This is a genomic window from Telluria sp. ZT3P25 (assembly GCF_059685895.1).
The window spans coordinates 2,169,289-2,183,207 of the sequence record NZ_JCASIJ010000001.1; the positions used below are offsets into that span (position 1 = coordinate 2,169,289).

Here is a 13,919-nt window from a genome sequence, read left to right on the forward strand (position 1 = left end):
GTGTCCGCGATTGCCCTAACGGCGGCAGTCTGGCCGTGCCTGAACATTCGGTAAAGGCCCGTGATCGAGACCGGACTGCGAGCAATCTCGAGCCAGGTTCACTGCAACTCAGCGCCTGACCACCTTGGTCGCCGACGTGCCGCGGCTGCGACACCTGCAGCGGGCCCGCGCGACAAACGGGACTTGCCAAACATCGCAAACCTCAGCCTCAATGCCCATGCGACCTGCACGACTGCCCAGTTTGCCGATGTCGCCAATGGCAGTGAGGTTCCGGCCCGGACCCGGTCCGGCATCGGTGACAACGAAGCGATACGCTGCACGGATCGCGTGGTCACACTGTCGGCCCGTTTCGATACCTTCGCGGGCCGAGACCGACAGCCGACTGGAGGCTATACGAACACCGGCTGCCAGGTATCTGATGCATCGCGCACGTTCGTGCTGCCAGCGCAGGTTGATCTCCGGCAACGCATCTATTTCTGACAGCGCGCTGAACAGTGCCAGCGTCCTGCGAAGTTGGTTATCGGCGGTGCTCCCCGTCGCTGCACGCCTGTTTGATTGGCTGATGCGTACTACAATTGTTGGCGCCAAAGTTTTCTGAATTCCACGTTCGTAATGTTGGTTAGTTACTTTTCTATGGCTAGTACCTGCAGTGAAACCGACGATTGCAAGCTCACGTGGCCCTTCATCATAGTGTAAACAGTATAAATCGTTTTTAGATTGACGATCTATCATGTACCGCGCGCAATTGCTGCTCCTGCCCCCAGTTGAGCAGTACGCGTCAGACATGGCCGATGCCCCTATGCCTTTATACCCCTATGCCACGTTTGTCCTCAGACCGCTATCATCGATAGCGACGGCAAGAAATCTGCACTCATGGCTTCCGAAACACGATCGCATGCTGGATCAGCAGCGATACGATCGCTGCGTTCCCTTTTCAGGCCATGCGCCGTGGCTTTATGCCGTGTCTGCAGCTCGCTTATCTTATGTCGACGCGATATTCGACGAAGACGACGCGCCCGCCCGGCTTCAAGGCGCCGACGATGCTGTCGAGCACTCCCGAGGGATAGGCGAGCTCGTGATAGACATCGACCACGATCGCCAGATCGACACTGGCCGGCAGCAGTTTGACGGTGGTTTCGCTGGCAGCGCCGGGACCACGTTGCGCACGCAGCGCTATGCCATCTGTGTGTCGAGCATGTCGATCATTTTCGGCTGCACGTCAACTGCATACACACGTCCGCCTGGCCCGATCTGTCTGGCCAACTGCCAGGTTTGGTAGCCGGTTCCGGCGCCGATGTCAGCTACCGTCATGCCGCGCGCAAGCGCCAATTCCCGCAAAAGCAAATCCGGCCGCTCCTCGCGTGCGAGGCTTTCGCGCTCGAGCCATTGCGCGCCCTCCCACCCCATCACGCCGGAGATCTCGCGGCCCATGTAGCGCTTGCCAATGCCATCCGGGCTGGATATGACGCGTTCATAGCGGGTATCGGCGGCCGCCTGTGCCGCGACATCGACAGCCGCGGATGAAAGCAGCATCAGACCCGCCAGGCAGCCCAGCAGATCGGATTAACTGTGTCTAAGGTGAAACCGGCGTGGAATGCGAGCCCGGCCGGATTGGAAAAGCGAGCCCTTATACCTAACGACATCTGAAAGGCCCGGCAGGGGCAGCTTTGGCTTAGCCCTACTGAGTGCGAGCATCGGCAGCGGAACGGGCCGCCTCCAGCGTTTGCCCGTGTTCTTTCGCCCACGCGATCAGCGCAGTAAATGGTTCCTGCAAGCTGCGCCCAAGCGGCGTGATCGAATATTGAACCGCTACCGGCGAACTCGCAATGACCTCCCGGTGGACCAGTCCGTTCCTTTCCAATCGGCGCAGCGCCTCCGTCAGCGCCTTGTGCGTGATGGGATCGAGGCTCCGTTTGATGGCATTGAAGCGCGTTGGTTGCGTGCACAGCACAGCCAAGATCAGCACCGACCATTTGTTGGCGATTTGCTCCAGCACCGGCTTCGTGCCGTTGATTTGCGCCAGTACGGTGTCGAGTGTCTGCCCGACTGTTTGCACAACTGTTTGCGCCATGGCGGTTTCCTTTCGTATATCTAAGCTATATCTAGTGCGTAATTGACACTAAATATACGAAGTGTACCATCCAAATCTCCAATCATATTGAAAGAAATCCATGTTAAAACTCGAGGGAAAAACGGCCTTGGTCACAGGTGGCAGCAGCGGCATTGGACTGGCGATCGCACGTCGCTTTGTACAGGAGGGAGCCCAGGTCTTCATCACCGGTCGCCGCCAGAGTCAACTTGACGAGGCTACTGTCGCCATCGGCGCGCGGGTGACGGCCATACAGGGCGACGTTACCCGCGCCGCTGACCTGGAACGGCTATTCGCGACGATCGATAAGACCGGTCGAAAGCTCGACATCCTCGTCACCTCTTCCGGCATTGCCGAGTACGCCACCCTGGAAGAAACGACGCAGGAACACGTGAATGCCGCCTTCGCCCTGAACGTCAGCGCCATGGTCTTTACCGTGCAGCACGCCCTGCGCCGGATGAGCACGGGAAGCACCATCGTGCTCGTGGGCTCGATTGCCGGATCGATCGGCAATCCCGGCTACGGGACGTATTCCGCCACCAAGGCGGCGGTACGCTCCTACGCTCGCACGTGGACGCGCGAACTGGCGCCACGCGGAATCCGGGTAAACACCTTGAGTCCGGGACCAACCGATACGCCCATGCTCGACAAGGCGAGCGATGAAGTAAAAACGTCGATGGGAAATCAGATTCCCTTTAAACGCCTGGGCCGTCCCGACGAAATCGCGGACGCGGCGCTGTTTTTGGCCAGTGACGACAGCCGCTATGTCGGCGGGGCCGAGCTGGTGATTGATGGCGGTATGACTGCTTGAGGCTTCAGGCTTGATGTTTGGCTGCCTTGCAGTATGCGCACAGGCCACCAGTATGCGTGATGACGTTCACTTAAGCAGGTTTTCGTAGAATGCGCCTGGCACAGCGCTGAGGTTTTACCTTGACGGCCCACTCGAATTTTCGATCGGGTCGTTCGTCATTCAGGAGGCTAACTCGCCTTTCACGCAGATGTTCAATCGAGGCGGGCAATTTGCTGTACGACCAGCTAGCGGCCGCCCAGTGAAGTGAAAACTGCATCAATGGAAGGTGCGGATGACGCTCACTTCGATCGGTACGGATTTTGACGACCAAGGCGGCTTTGGCGATTTCCAGCCGCATCGAGTTATAGGCGATCAAGGTTCCCGAAATTTCCTGGCACACGCCGCCGATGGCTTTTGAGCGCAGAGCGGGTACTGCGTCGATCAGTTGTTTGGCATACGGCATTTCGTTCGTGCCGTACTGACCAGATGAACGGCTGTGAACAAGATGCATCGACAACGCAGTCATGCCACGCACCTGCGGATAGCGTTTTTATTTCCGGTCAGATCTGCGAGGACAGCATCCGGGCGCGCAGCGGTCCGAAAATGTGCTGCTCGACCAACTCGGGCAACCACTGCACGTACTCGACCACGCTGCCGTCCGCATGCATCATGTACATCATTCGTCCGGTCGGGGTGTCTTTGATGTCGCGTATCACGGATGAGCCGTTCTCGAGTAGCTTGCGCTTTGCGTCATCAATGTCATCTACGATCCAGGGACCCAAGCTGCCGCGGATCGGATCGAGCGCTTCGTCCGTTCCGGCGATCACGAGCACGTCGCCAATACCGACGAGAGTCAAGGGATTGTAGTTAAGCTGGAGATGCGGCTCCGTGCCGTGAACTGCCTTTAGCGTTGCCACGGTGGACTCGAGATCCGTGGTGAAGATGCGCGTGTAAGTTTTGAGGATCATAAAGGTGCTTTTTGTTGTTGGTGAAGGGTGAGAAGACTGCTGGCTTGTCGTTGAAACACTGAGCGATTTCGTAAAAAAAGAGATTGCCCATCCGCCGGATGGGGGCCAGCGAGGGCCCGCACGCCGCTTGCGAGTACTACTAGCAGGTCGAGGCCAAGCAGCTCGCGCCGACTGGGACCAAACGACCCGACTAGTCAAGGCGCCGGGCCGACCATTGCTCGGCGCAACCCGCCAAGGGAAGCCTCGTTCGACAGGTCCGAAAGGTGGCTTATCGGCCTCCTCGACAACAGATGAGTGGCATCACCAGCACCGTCTGGTCGGATCGACGCTAAATGGGGGCACGGGTGAACGCACGATGCCTCGCGCGGAGCAGCCTGATCATGAACTGCGTCGCCATCCAGGCCTCCGATCTTTGGGGCTGAAGCTTGATTGTTCCGAGTTTCAGTATGCCTTGCTTGTCATTGCGAACAGCGCTCCAAATTCCTACACTAGCTCTGTTAGCGCGGTTGCGTCAAAGCCCTTTAAGGCGCTAATGTTGCCGGTCCTCACGTTCTCTGTCCATGCCGGATCGGCGATCAATGCGCGGCCAACGGCGATCAGGTCGAACTCGTCACGTTCCATCCGCTCCACGAGATTGTCCAGTTTGGCAGTAGTCGAGCCTTCGCCGCTGAATGCGCCCATGAAGTCGTCCGCAAGGCCAACAGATCCTACGCTGATCGTTGCCGCGCCAGTGAGCTTCTTGGCCCAGCCGGCGAAATTCAAGCCGTGCTCGCCATCAATGTAGGGGAACTCGGGCTCCCAGAATCGACGCTGCGAGCAGTGCAGTACGTCAACACCGGCCTCTACCAAAGGCATCAGCCAGTCGGCCATGAGATCGGGGGTCTCCGCGAGCCGCACGGAAAAATCCTGTACTTTCCACTGACTCAGACGCATGATGATCGGGAAGTCGGGGCCGACGCTCGCCCGGACTGCCGCGACGACCTCTGCGGCAAAGCGGGAGCGTTCGCCGAGCGTGGCACCGCCGTAGCGGTCAGCGCGCCGGTTGGTGGCGGCCCAGAAGAACTGATCGAACAAGTAACCGTGCGCCCCGTGCAGCTCAATGGTGTCGAAGCCGAGACGCTTCGCGTCGCTGGCTGCGCGAGCAAAGGCGGCGATCGTGTCGGCAATGGCGCCATCGCTCATGGCGACGCCGCGCTCGACGCCCGGTGCCTCCAATCCAGACGGGCTTTCGACTGGCGAGTCCGGCACCCACTCCGTCAGAAAGCTCTTGAGCGCTCCGGTGTGCCAAAGCTGCGGGCCCATCATGCCACCGCCATCATGAACCGCATCGATCACGCCCTTCCAACCCTGAAGCGCTGCGTCGCCATGGAAGAACGGGACGCCCGGGTCGTTCCGCGAAGCTGGCCGGTCAATGACGGTACCCTCAGAAAGGATAAGGCCTACCCCACCCTGCGCCCGACGGCGATAGTAAGCGGCATGCGCAGCGCCGGGGATTCCATCCACGGCAAAGCTGCGGGTCATGGGTGCCATGACGATACGATTCGCCAGCTCCAAGCCGGCGATACGGCATGGACGAAACAAGACATCGGTATTGGTCATCATTGACTCCGTTGAAAGACTTGATGGTAAATAGAAGCAACTAAGTTTGCAATAACGCACTTTTCGGTTGCTAGATATATGCAAGGAAACTGCATGCCCTAGAACGTATCTCAGTAGGGAGATGGAAGCTGATGGTGATTCATGGCAAGCGAGAACAACGCGGCGAACGTCTGTCAGGCTCGCCAGCAGCGACTTCGTACTTGCTACCGACAACAATATCGGTTCGCGGCTCCATGGCGCCGCTGTTAGTCCAGATCTGTACGAGGACGCAGTGCAGACGCTCCAAGCTTTTACAGTGATCTGGAAAGGATGGTCGATTGCCTCGTTGGAACCGGCACCTAGACGGTGGTGCTGGAATCAACAGACATCTGCTGGGTCGCCACCTTTATGCGCCGGAGTCGCGCGGCCTCGATGTGATGCTGGCCACTGCCCCGGGAGCACGCGCCATCCCTGCAAAGTAGAGCGATGTCGACGACGCACAACGGCTGCAGCAACTACATGCGTGCGGGCTGCTACGTCCAGTTTCCGCCCTGGTCGAGATATCGCAGGACCGACGGAGTACCCTGCGTGCACGCGAGCGGCATACCGATTCCACCGCCGCCTGTATTCAGCACATGCACAAGGCGCTTACGTGTATGAACATCCAGCTGCGTCACGTGATTGCTACGATTCGCTAGCGTTACCAGCCGGCGGATCATCCGCGCTATCGTCGATGGCGAGCGTGATCCCGGCAAATTGGCCGCCATGCTCTACGTCCGCTGCAAGGATTGCACCTAGACTATTCGAGCTGCACCCGTTGGCAATTACCAGCCCTAGATCGACCCGGCCGGTGCGGAGGGCGGTGAATGAGAATTGGACTTCTTCGCTCTGCTTTCCGCCAAGACTGCATTTCAGCCCAAATCTGCACTAGCATGCGTGCACTGGCAGTGACCGCCTGACGTTGGTTCATTCGAGCGCCAACTTTGAACACACTCAAAGCCACCGTCCTCGAGTCGATTGAGTTAACAAAAAAGCTCGCCGAAGCGAGCCTTTTCACACTACCAATAAAGAATTTTCCTGCGGAAACTTCACTCCCACTCGATTGTCGCCGGCGGCTTCCCCGAAATATCATAGACAACGCGATTAATCCCCCGCACCTCATTGATGATGCGGTTCGACACCTTGCCCATCAACGCATGCGGCAGATGCGCCCATTGCGCCGTCATGAAGTCCAGCGTCTGCACCGCGCGCAGCGCAACCACATATTCATACGTGCGGCCATCGCCCATCACACCCACCGATTTCACCGGCAGGAACACCGCAAACGCCTGGCTGGTCGCTTCATACCAGTTCAGCGGCGCCTTGCCGGCATCGATGCCCGGCACGTGCGGCACTTCGAATGGCGTGTTGCGCAGCTCTTCGATGAAGATCGCATCGGCTTCACGCAGCAGGTCAGCGAACTCTTTCTTGACTTCGCCGAGGATGCGCACGCCCAGGCCCGGGCCCGGGAACGGATGACGGTAGACCATGTCATGCGGCAGGCCCAGCGCGACGCCCAGCTTACGGACTTCATCCTTGAACAACTCGCGCAGCGGCTCCAGCAGTTTCAGGTTCAGCGTCTCTGGCAGGCCGCCCACATTGTGGTGGCTCTTGATCGTCTGGCCCTTTTTACCTTTACCGGCCGACTCGATCACGTCCGGGTAGATCGTGCCTTGCGCCAGCCATCTCGCATTGGTCAGCTTGCCCGCTTCGACCTGGAACACTTCGACGAACTCGCGGCCGATGATCTTGCGCTTCTGCTCGGGATCGTTCACGCCGGCCAGGTGGCCCATGAACTGGTCTTCAGCATCGATGCGGATCACTTTCACGCCCAGGTTTTTCTCAAACATGCTCATGACCATCTTGCCTTCGTCCTTGCGGAGCAAGCCGTGGTCAACGAACACGCAGGTCAGCTGGTCACCGATCGCGCGGTGGATCAGCGCGGCGGCCACGCTCGAGTCGACGCCGCCCGACAGGCCCAGGATCACGTCGTCGGTGCCGACCTGTGCGCGGATCTTTTCAACGGCTTCGCCGATATAGTCCGGCATGTTCCAGTCCGACTTGCAACCACAGATCTCGTGCACGAAGCGGCCAATGATCGCTTCGCCCTGCGTCGTGTGCGTCACTTCCGGGTGGAATTGCAGCGCGTAGAAACGGCGCTCTTCGTCGGCCATCGCGGCGATCGGGCAGCTGTCGGTGGAACCCATCAGCTTGAAGCCTTCCGGCATTTCGAGGACCTTGTCGCCGTGGCTCATCCAGACCTTGAGCATGCCGTGGCCTTCGTCGGTGACGAAGTCGTTGATGCCATTGAGCAGCGCCGTGTGGCTGCGCGCGCGTACTTCGGCGTAGCCGAATTCACGCTTCAGGCCGTTTTCAACCTTGCCACCCAGCTGGGCCGCCATGGTCTGCATGCCGTAACAGATGCCGAGCACCGGCACGCCGGCTTCGAACACCGCTTGCGGTGCACGCGGCGAGTCGCCTTCAAGCGTCGAATTGTGGCTGCCCGACAGGATGATGCCCGAGGCGCCGTAGTTGCGGACGAACTCGTCGCTGACGTCGTAGGGAAAGACTTCGGAGAAGACGCCTGCATCGCGCACGCGGCGGGCGATCAGCTGGGTGACCTGGGAACCGAAATCGAGGATGAGGATTTTCGAATGCATAGGGAAGCTTAATGTGGTCGGTGGTGAGCGAAACGTATGGTGGCTGGCATTGCCACCCACCATAGAAAACGCGGCCATCAATGGCCGCGTCGAAGGTCGATTACTCCGAACGGTAGTTCGGCGCTTCTTTCGTGATCTGCACATCGTGCACGTGCGATTCGCGCATGCCGGCCGACGTGATCTCGACGAATTCAGCTTTCGAGCGCAGTTCTTCGATGGTGCTGCAACCGCAGTAACCCATCGACTGGCGCACGCCGCCGATCAGCTGGAAGATGATCGCCAGCACGCTGCCCTTGTAGGCCACGCGGCCTTCGATACCTTCAGGCACGAACTTGTCAGCCTTGCTCGACGCTTCCTGGAAGTAGCGGTCGGCTGAACCGTCGGCCATCGCGCCAAGGCTGCCCATGCCGCGGTACGATTTGTAGCTACGGCCCTGGTACAGGATCACTTCACCCGGTGCTTCTTCGGTACCGGCAAACATGCTGCCCATCATGACCGTGTGCGCGCCTGCCGCCAGTGCTTTCGAGATGTCGCCCGAGAAGCGAATGCCGCCGTCGGCGATGCATGGCACGCCCGTGCCTTCGAGTGCTTCGGAAACATTGGAGATCGCGGTGATCTGCGGCACGCCCACGCCGGCGACGATGCGGGTAGTGCAGATCGAGCCAGGGCCGATGCCGACCTTGACCGCATCAGCGCCCGCTTCGACCAGCGCCAACGCGGCCGATGCGGTGGCGATATTGCCGCCGATGACATCCACGTGCGGGTAACGGTCCTTGATCCAGCGAACGCGGTCGAGGATGCCTTGCGAGTGACCATGGGCGGTGTCGACCACCAGCACGTCCACACCAGCAGCGACCAGCAGTTCGATACGCTCTTCATCGCGCTCGCCGACGCCGACAGCGGCGCCCACGAGCAGCTTGCCCTGCGAATCTTTCGAGGCCAGCGGGTGTTCGTGCGACTTCTGGATATCCTTGACGGTGATCAGGCCGCGCAGCTCGAAGTTGTCGTTGATGACGACCACGCGCTCGAGGCGGTGCTTGTTCATCAGGCGCTTGGCTTCGGCGGTGTCCGCGTCTTCCTTAACCGTGACGAGCTTGTCGCGCGGCGTCATCTTGGCGCGCGCTTCGGCGTCCAGGTCTTCCTCGAAACGCAGGTCGCGGTTGGTGATGATGCCAACCACCTGGTTGCCCTCGACCACCGGGAAGCCGCTGATGCCGTGCTGTTGCGACAGCGCCAGCACTTCGCGGATCTTCATGGTCGGAGGGATCGTGATCGGATCGCGCAGCACGCCCGCTTCGAAGCGCTTGACCCGCGCGACTTCGCGCGCCTGGTCGGCTGGACGGAGATTCTTGTGGATGATACCGATGCCGCCCTCTTGCGCCATGGCGATCGCCAGGTTCGCTTCGGTCACGGTGTCCATCGCGGCGGACAGCAGCGGAATGTTCAGCGTGATATTGCGGGTAAGTTTGGTGCGCAGGGAAGTTTGGGCCGGGAGAACGTTGGAGTAGGCCGGGACGAGCAGCACGTCATCGAAGGTGAGTGCTTTTTGGAGGAGACGCATAGTATTTCCTATAGGCGCAAAAGCGAATTATACAGAAACCCGTGATTTCCGTCGCCGGCCTGACCCAAATTTAGTTGGTGCGGTACGGTTTGCGATTGACAGCCGGGCCGAAGCATGGCGAAATCTGTTAATTCTCAGGAGCAATTTCTATGTCGCGTATGCCGTACCGCGCCCTCGGCGCCACCCTGCTCTTCCTTGCTGCCACGGCCGCGCAGGCCCAGTATGTCTGGATCGGCCCTGGCGGTACGCGCCAGTATTCCGATCGCCCGCCACCGCCCGGCACGCCGGCCAGCAAGATCGTCAAGGCGCCGGGCCGCGCCGCCCCCGAACTGGCGCCGGCGCCCGCGCTGTCCCCCATCACGCCAGTCGAACCAGTCGCCACCGATCCAGCCACCAAGCCGCTGCCACCAAAAGGCCCGCCCACGCTTGCCGAGCAGGAAGCCGCCTACCGCGCGCGCACCAAAGCACGCGACGAGGCCAATCTGAAAGCGCAGGAAGAAGCGCAGCGCGCGCGCCAACTGGCCGAGCGCTGCAACGCCGCGCGCGAAACGCAGGCGCAGCTCGCATCCGGCACGCGCATCGCGCGCTACGGCCAGGATGGCCAGAAGAGTTATATGTCGGACGCCGACAGGGCCGCGCGCACCGCGCAGGTCAATCAGGTGCTGCAGGACTGCCGCTAGCGCCTTCGCGCTTGGCCGCGCGCTTGCGGCGCGACTCTTTCGGGTCAGCCACGAGCGGCCGGTAGATTTCGATGCGGTCGCGCTCGCGCAGCACCGTGTCGAGCGTCTTCTTCTTTGCGTAGATGCCCACCGGCTGCGTCGTCAGGTTAATGTCCGGGAACGCTTCCAGCACGCCGCTGCGCTCGATGGCGATGCCGATTGTCGTACCGGGCTCTACCTGCAGATCGCGTAGCCACTCGACCTTGTCGCTGGCATAGCAGACCGAGATGCCGAGCAGTGCAGGCAAGACATCAGCCATACACGACCTCGGCACGCTTACAGAACGAATCGACCATGCTGTTGGCAATCATGCCGAACACGGGGCCAACGATCTGCGCCAGGATCATGCTGGAGAATTCGTACTGCATGTCGAACTCGATCTTGCAGGCATCGGCGCGCAGCGACTTGAAGCTCCAGGTGGCCTCGAGCAGCTTGAACGGGCCGTCGACCAGGTGCATCTTCATCTGGGTCGGGCGCTGGTTGTGGTTCGATGTCGTGAAGCTTTGCTTGACGCCATGAAAATTAATTTGCAGGGCCGCGACGAGCTTGTCATCCGTGCGTTCGACGATGTTCACGCCACTGCACCAGGGAAGAAACTTGGGATAATCTTCGACTTTGGCAACGAGGTCGAACATCTGTTCTGCGCTATAGCCAAGGAAAACTGATTTGTGCACTACTGCCATTGGTCAACCGTTTGTTATGATGGGGGTCGTTTGCAAGTGGCGCCACCGTTGGCGCAATAGCAGTAGTTTAACCGACACGCGAATTTTCGCCTTTTCATGAGCATCGCTGACAATAAAAAAGCATTTTTTGACTACTTCATCGAAGACCGCTACGAGGCAGGTCTCGTGCTGGAGGGTTGGGAAGTCAAAGCCATCCGCGAAGGGCGGGTGCAGATCAAGGAAGCCTACGTGCTCGTCCGTGACAACGAGCTGTACCTGTTCGGTGCGCACGTCAGTGCATTGACGACCACGTCGAGCTTCAGCCACCCCGAGGCGCTGCGCTCGCGCAAGCTGCTGCTGCACCGCGCCGAAATCGATAAGCTGATCGGCAAGGTAGAGCGTTCCGGCTACACGCTGGTGCCGCTGAACCTGCACTTCAAGAAGGGCAATGTGAAGTGCGAGATCGGCCTGGCCAAGGGCAAGAAGCAGCACGACAAGCGCTCGACCGAGAAAGACCGCGACGCCAAGCGCGAGGTCGATGCGGCGATGAAGACCAACCGGCGCTAAGCCGTTCTATGCGTCCCGTGCCGGCAGTGCCAGCACAGAGGCGCCGGTCAGCGCGATCAGTTCGGCGTCATGGGTCGGGAACAGCACCGGGCGTTCGTGCGCCTGCGTCCTGACCTGCTCGGCTCATCCATCGGCACGACCCGCGCTTCCCGCATCGAGCCGCCATGGCAATCGCCGGATATGCCGGAAGTGCAGAACCGGCGCGATCAACAGCGTGGGCCGCACGACCATCAATCAGGCTGCGACGACGGCGGGTTTGACCGCCATGAGCACCGACAGGCGCCAGGCGCCAAAACTCAGCGCCAGCCCGGCCGCCACGCCCAGCGCCAGGTGCAGCGCGCTGTGGAACAAGAGCGGCGCCACCAGGCCCGAGACCAGCGCGAACGACATCATCTGGATGAAGCCGATCATCGACGAGGCCAGGCCGCGGTTGTCCGGGAACAGCCCCAGCGCGGTGATCTGGATCGCCGGCATCGCGACCGACAGACCAAACGTGTAGACGAACAACGGCAGCACGGCCCACGGCACGGCGGCGGTGAACAACGCGTTGTAGCCGACATTGAATGCCGCACCCAGCGCCATCACGCCAAAGCCCAGCCACATCATGCGGGTCGGCGTGCTTTTGTGCGCCTGCTTGCCACCCCAGGCCGAGCCAACCACCATGCCGCCGACGAGCGGGATGAACATCCAGGCAAACGCCGTCTCGGGCAGGCCCAGGATCACCATCACGAAGTTCGAGGCCGAGCCGATGTACAGCGACAGACCGGAAAACGCCAGGCCCAGCGCAAGCGAGAGCAGCACGAACTGCGGATGGCGCAGCACCTTGACGTAGTTGCGGCCGATGGTCCCGGGGTGGAACACCTGGCGCTTTTCACGCGGCAGGCTCTCGGGTAGAAACTTCAGGCACACCAGGATCAGCAGCGCGCCGAACACCGCCAGGAACACGAACGACGAGCGCCAGCCGAAGGTCACGTGCAGCCAGCCGCCCAGGACCGGGGCGATCGCCGGCGCCAGGCCAAACACCATCATGATGTGCGACATCATGCGCTGCGCCTGCGCGCCCGAGAAGCGGTCCTGCACGATGGCCTGACCGATCACCGAGCCCGCGCCGGCCGACAGCCCCTGCAACGCGCGAAACACGAGCAGCCAGCCGAAGCTCGGTGCCCACGCCGCGCCAATCGAGGCCAGCGTGTAGACCGTCAGCGCGGTCAGGATCACCGGACGGCGGCCGAACGAATCGGACAGCGTCCCGTAGAACAGCATCATGAAGGCAAACGTGAACAGGAACACGCTCAGCGTCTGCTGCACCGCGACCGGGCCGACTGCATATTCGGCGCCGATGGCCGGCATCGACGGCAGATAGGTATCGATGGCCAGGGCCCCGACCATGCCGAGGCAGGCGAGGATGACGGTGAGGAGTTTTTGCATGGACGGCGCTTTCGGAAAACCTGCCGGCGCTGCACGATGCACGATGCATGGGCCGGATGACGGGCATTGGAGGGCTGCGATTGTAATCGATTTCGGCCGCCTCGATTCACCGCCACCCTGTTTTTAGCGGGTGTTTAGCGCCATGCCGAAGCGCCCGAAACGGGGCATCCAGTCGTGTTGATAATCGGCGGAGACCAAGATGCGTTCAGCGCGGCCAAGCAGCTTCGCACGCGGCACCAGGCCGATCACGCGCGAATCAGCGCTGTTGTTGCGGTTATCGCCGAGCATCAGGTACTGGCCGGGCGGTATGCGGAGCGGCGCGATATCACGCAACGCAGGCACGCCCGGCAGCAGTTGCACGCGCTCGTGTGCGCCGCCGACGGATTCACTAAGCCGGACGGCGTCGACCTCGCGCCCGCCGGCCAGCTCGCGTGCGGTCCCGACCAACGCGTAGCCCCCCTCTGCCCCGTTGATGCTCAAGCGGTCATTGCGCATCTCGACCAGGTCGCCCGGCAGCGCAAGCACACGCTTGATCAGGCGCGTACCGTCACGCGGCGAATAAAACACGACGACGTCGCCGCGGACCGGATCGCCAAGGTGCGCCACCTGCCGTTCAGTCAGTGGTATCTTGAGGTCGTATGCCAGCCGGTTGATGAACACGACGTCGCCCTCGAGCAGATTAGGCCGCATCGACCCGGATGGAATCGGACTCCAGTCGGCGACCGCGGTGCGAAATACGCCGAACAGCAGCAGAAACAGCAGAAAGCCCTTGTTGGCGCGGATGAGTTTGGTCACGGACTGCTCCTGATTGGGTGGTGGAGCCATGGATGGTAAATGTCGATCAACGGTCAATGCTTA

General features: G+C 60.8%; 16 protein-coding genes. 4 read left to right on the top strand and 12 right to left on the bottom strand.

What is annotated here, in order from left to right; genetic code table 11:
• The first annotated feature begins 183 nt into the window (after positions 1–183).
• Positions 184–480: a hypothetical protein gene (locus AC56LY_RS09705; protein ID WP_499578728.1), complete on the top strand. Its 297-nt coding sequence runs from the start codon at positions 184–186 to the stop codon at positions 478–480.
• Between the two features lie 496 nt (positions 481–976).
• Here AC56LY_RS09705 and AC56LY_RS09710 read toward each other — a convergent pair whose 3' ends face one another.
• The 3 genes from AC56LY_RS09710 to AC56LY_RS09720 form a co-directional block, all read right to left on the bottom strand.
• A complete protein-coding gene (locus AC56LY_RS09710; protein ID WP_499578730.1) occupies positions 977–1,093 on the bottom strand; it encodes a hypothetical protein in 117 nt (38 codons plus the stop codon).
• A gap of 80 nt (positions 1,094–1,173) precedes the next feature.
• The gene (locus tag AC56LY_RS09715) at positions 1,174–1,533 is read right to left on the bottom strand and encodes a class I SAM-dependent methyltransferase (protein ID WP_499578733.1); all 360 of its coding nucleotides are present in this window, start codon (positions 1,531–1,533) and stop codon (positions 1,174–1,176) included.
• 145 nt (positions 1,534–1,678) lie between these two features.
• Positions 1,679–2,071, bottom strand: a complete 393-nt coding sequence (locus AC56LY_RS09720; RefSeq protein ID WP_499578734.1) for a winged helix-turn-helix transcriptional regulator — start codon at positions 2,069–2,071, stop codon at positions 1,679–1,681.
• Positions 2,072–2,171: 100 nt separating this feature from the next.
• On the opposite strand from AC56LY_RS09720, the gene AC56LY_RS09725 reads away from it, so the two are divergent.
• Positions 2,172–2,900 (top strand): SDR family NAD(P)-dependent oxidoreductase, encoded by a 729-nt coding sequence (locus AC56LY_RS09725; protein WP_499578736.1) that lies wholly within the window; start codon positions 2,172–2,174, stop codon positions 2,898–2,900.
• 70 nt (positions 2,901–2,970) lie between these two features.
• On the opposite strand, the gene AC56LY_RS09730 is transcribed toward AC56LY_RS09725, so the two are convergent.
• The 5 genes from AC56LY_RS09730 to guaB form a co-directional block, all read right to left on the bottom strand.
• A complete protein-coding gene (locus tag AC56LY_RS09730) occupies positions 2,971–3,405 on the bottom strand; it encodes a hypothetical protein (protein WP_499578738.1) in 435 nt (144 codons plus the stop codon).
• A 34-nt stretch (positions 3,406–3,439) separates the two neighbouring features.
• A complete protein-coding gene (locus AC56LY_RS09735) occupies positions 3,440–3,847 on the bottom strand; it encodes a VOC family protein (RefSeq protein WP_499578740.1) in 408 nt (135 codons plus the stop codon).
• 483 nt (positions 3,848–4,330) lie between these two features.
• The gene (locus tag AC56LY_RS09740) at positions 4,331–5,449 is read right to left on the bottom strand and encodes an NADH:flavin oxidoreductase (protein WP_499578742.1); all 1,119 of its coding nucleotides are present in this window, start codon (positions 5,447–5,449) and stop codon (positions 4,331–4,333) included.
• Between the two features lie 1,064 nt (positions 5,450–6,513).
• Positions 6,514–8,124: a glutamine-hydrolyzing GMP synthase gene (gene guaA / locus AC56LY_RS09745; RefSeq protein ID WP_499578744.1), complete on the bottom strand. Its 1,611-nt coding sequence runs from the start codon at positions 8,122–8,124 to the stop codon at positions 6,514–6,516.
• A gap of 100 nt (positions 8,125–8,224) precedes the next feature.
• The gene (gene guaB / locus AC56LY_RS09750) at positions 8,225–9,685 is read right to left on the bottom strand and encodes an IMP dehydrogenase (RefSeq protein ID WP_499502666.1); all 1,461 of its coding nucleotides are present in this window, start codon (positions 9,683–9,685) and stop codon (positions 8,225–8,227) included.
• 149 nt (positions 9,686–9,834) lie between these two features.
• Between guaB and AC56LY_RS09755 the strand changes: the two genes are divergently transcribed.
• Positions 9,835–10,365, top strand: coding sequence for a DUF4124 domain-containing protein (locus tag AC56LY_RS09755; protein ID WP_499578747.1), 531 nt, complete (start codon positions 9,835–9,837; stop codon positions 10,363–10,365).
• On the opposite strand, the gene AC56LY_RS09760 is transcribed toward AC56LY_RS09755, so the two are convergent.
• The gene (locus AC56LY_RS09760; RefSeq protein WP_499578750.1) at positions 10,337–10,663 is read right to left on the bottom strand and encodes an RnfH family protein; all 327 of its coding nucleotides are present in this window, start codon (positions 10,661–10,663) and stop codon (positions 10,337–10,339) included. The two genes, AC56LY_RS09755 and AC56LY_RS09760, sit on opposite strands and share 29 nt — an antisense overlap.
• Entirely contained in the window at positions 10,656–11,087 is a 432-nt protein-coding gene (locus AC56LY_RS09765) for a type II toxin-antitoxin system RatA family toxin (RefSeq protein WP_258834442.1), read from the bottom strand. The genes AC56LY_RS09760 and AC56LY_RS09765 overlap by 8 nt, the downstream gene beginning before the upstream one ends.
• A 96-nt stretch (positions 11,088–11,183) precedes the next feature.
• On the opposite strand from AC56LY_RS09765, the gene smpB reads away from it, so the two are divergent.
• The gene (gene smpB / locus AC56LY_RS09770; RefSeq protein WP_343028481.1) at positions 11,184–11,633 is read left to right on the top strand and encodes an SsrA-binding protein SmpB; all 450 of its coding nucleotides are present in this window, start codon (positions 11,184–11,186) and stop codon (positions 11,631–11,633) included.
• A gap of 234 nt (positions 11,634–11,867) precedes the next feature.
• On the opposite strand, the gene AC56LY_RS09775 is transcribed toward smpB, so the two are convergent.
• The gene (locus AC56LY_RS09775) at positions 11,868–13,061 is read right to left on the bottom strand and encodes a multidrug effflux MFS transporter (RefSeq protein WP_499578752.1); all 1,194 of its coding nucleotides are present in this window, start codon (positions 13,059–13,061) and stop codon (positions 11,868–11,870) included.
• A 123-nt stretch (positions 13,062–13,184) separates the two neighbouring features.
• Entirely contained in the window at positions 13,185–13,856 is a 672-nt protein-coding gene (gene lepB / locus AC56LY_RS09780; protein ID WP_499578755.1) for a signal peptidase I, read from the bottom strand.
• Positions 13,857–13,919: the final 63 nt, after the last annotated feature.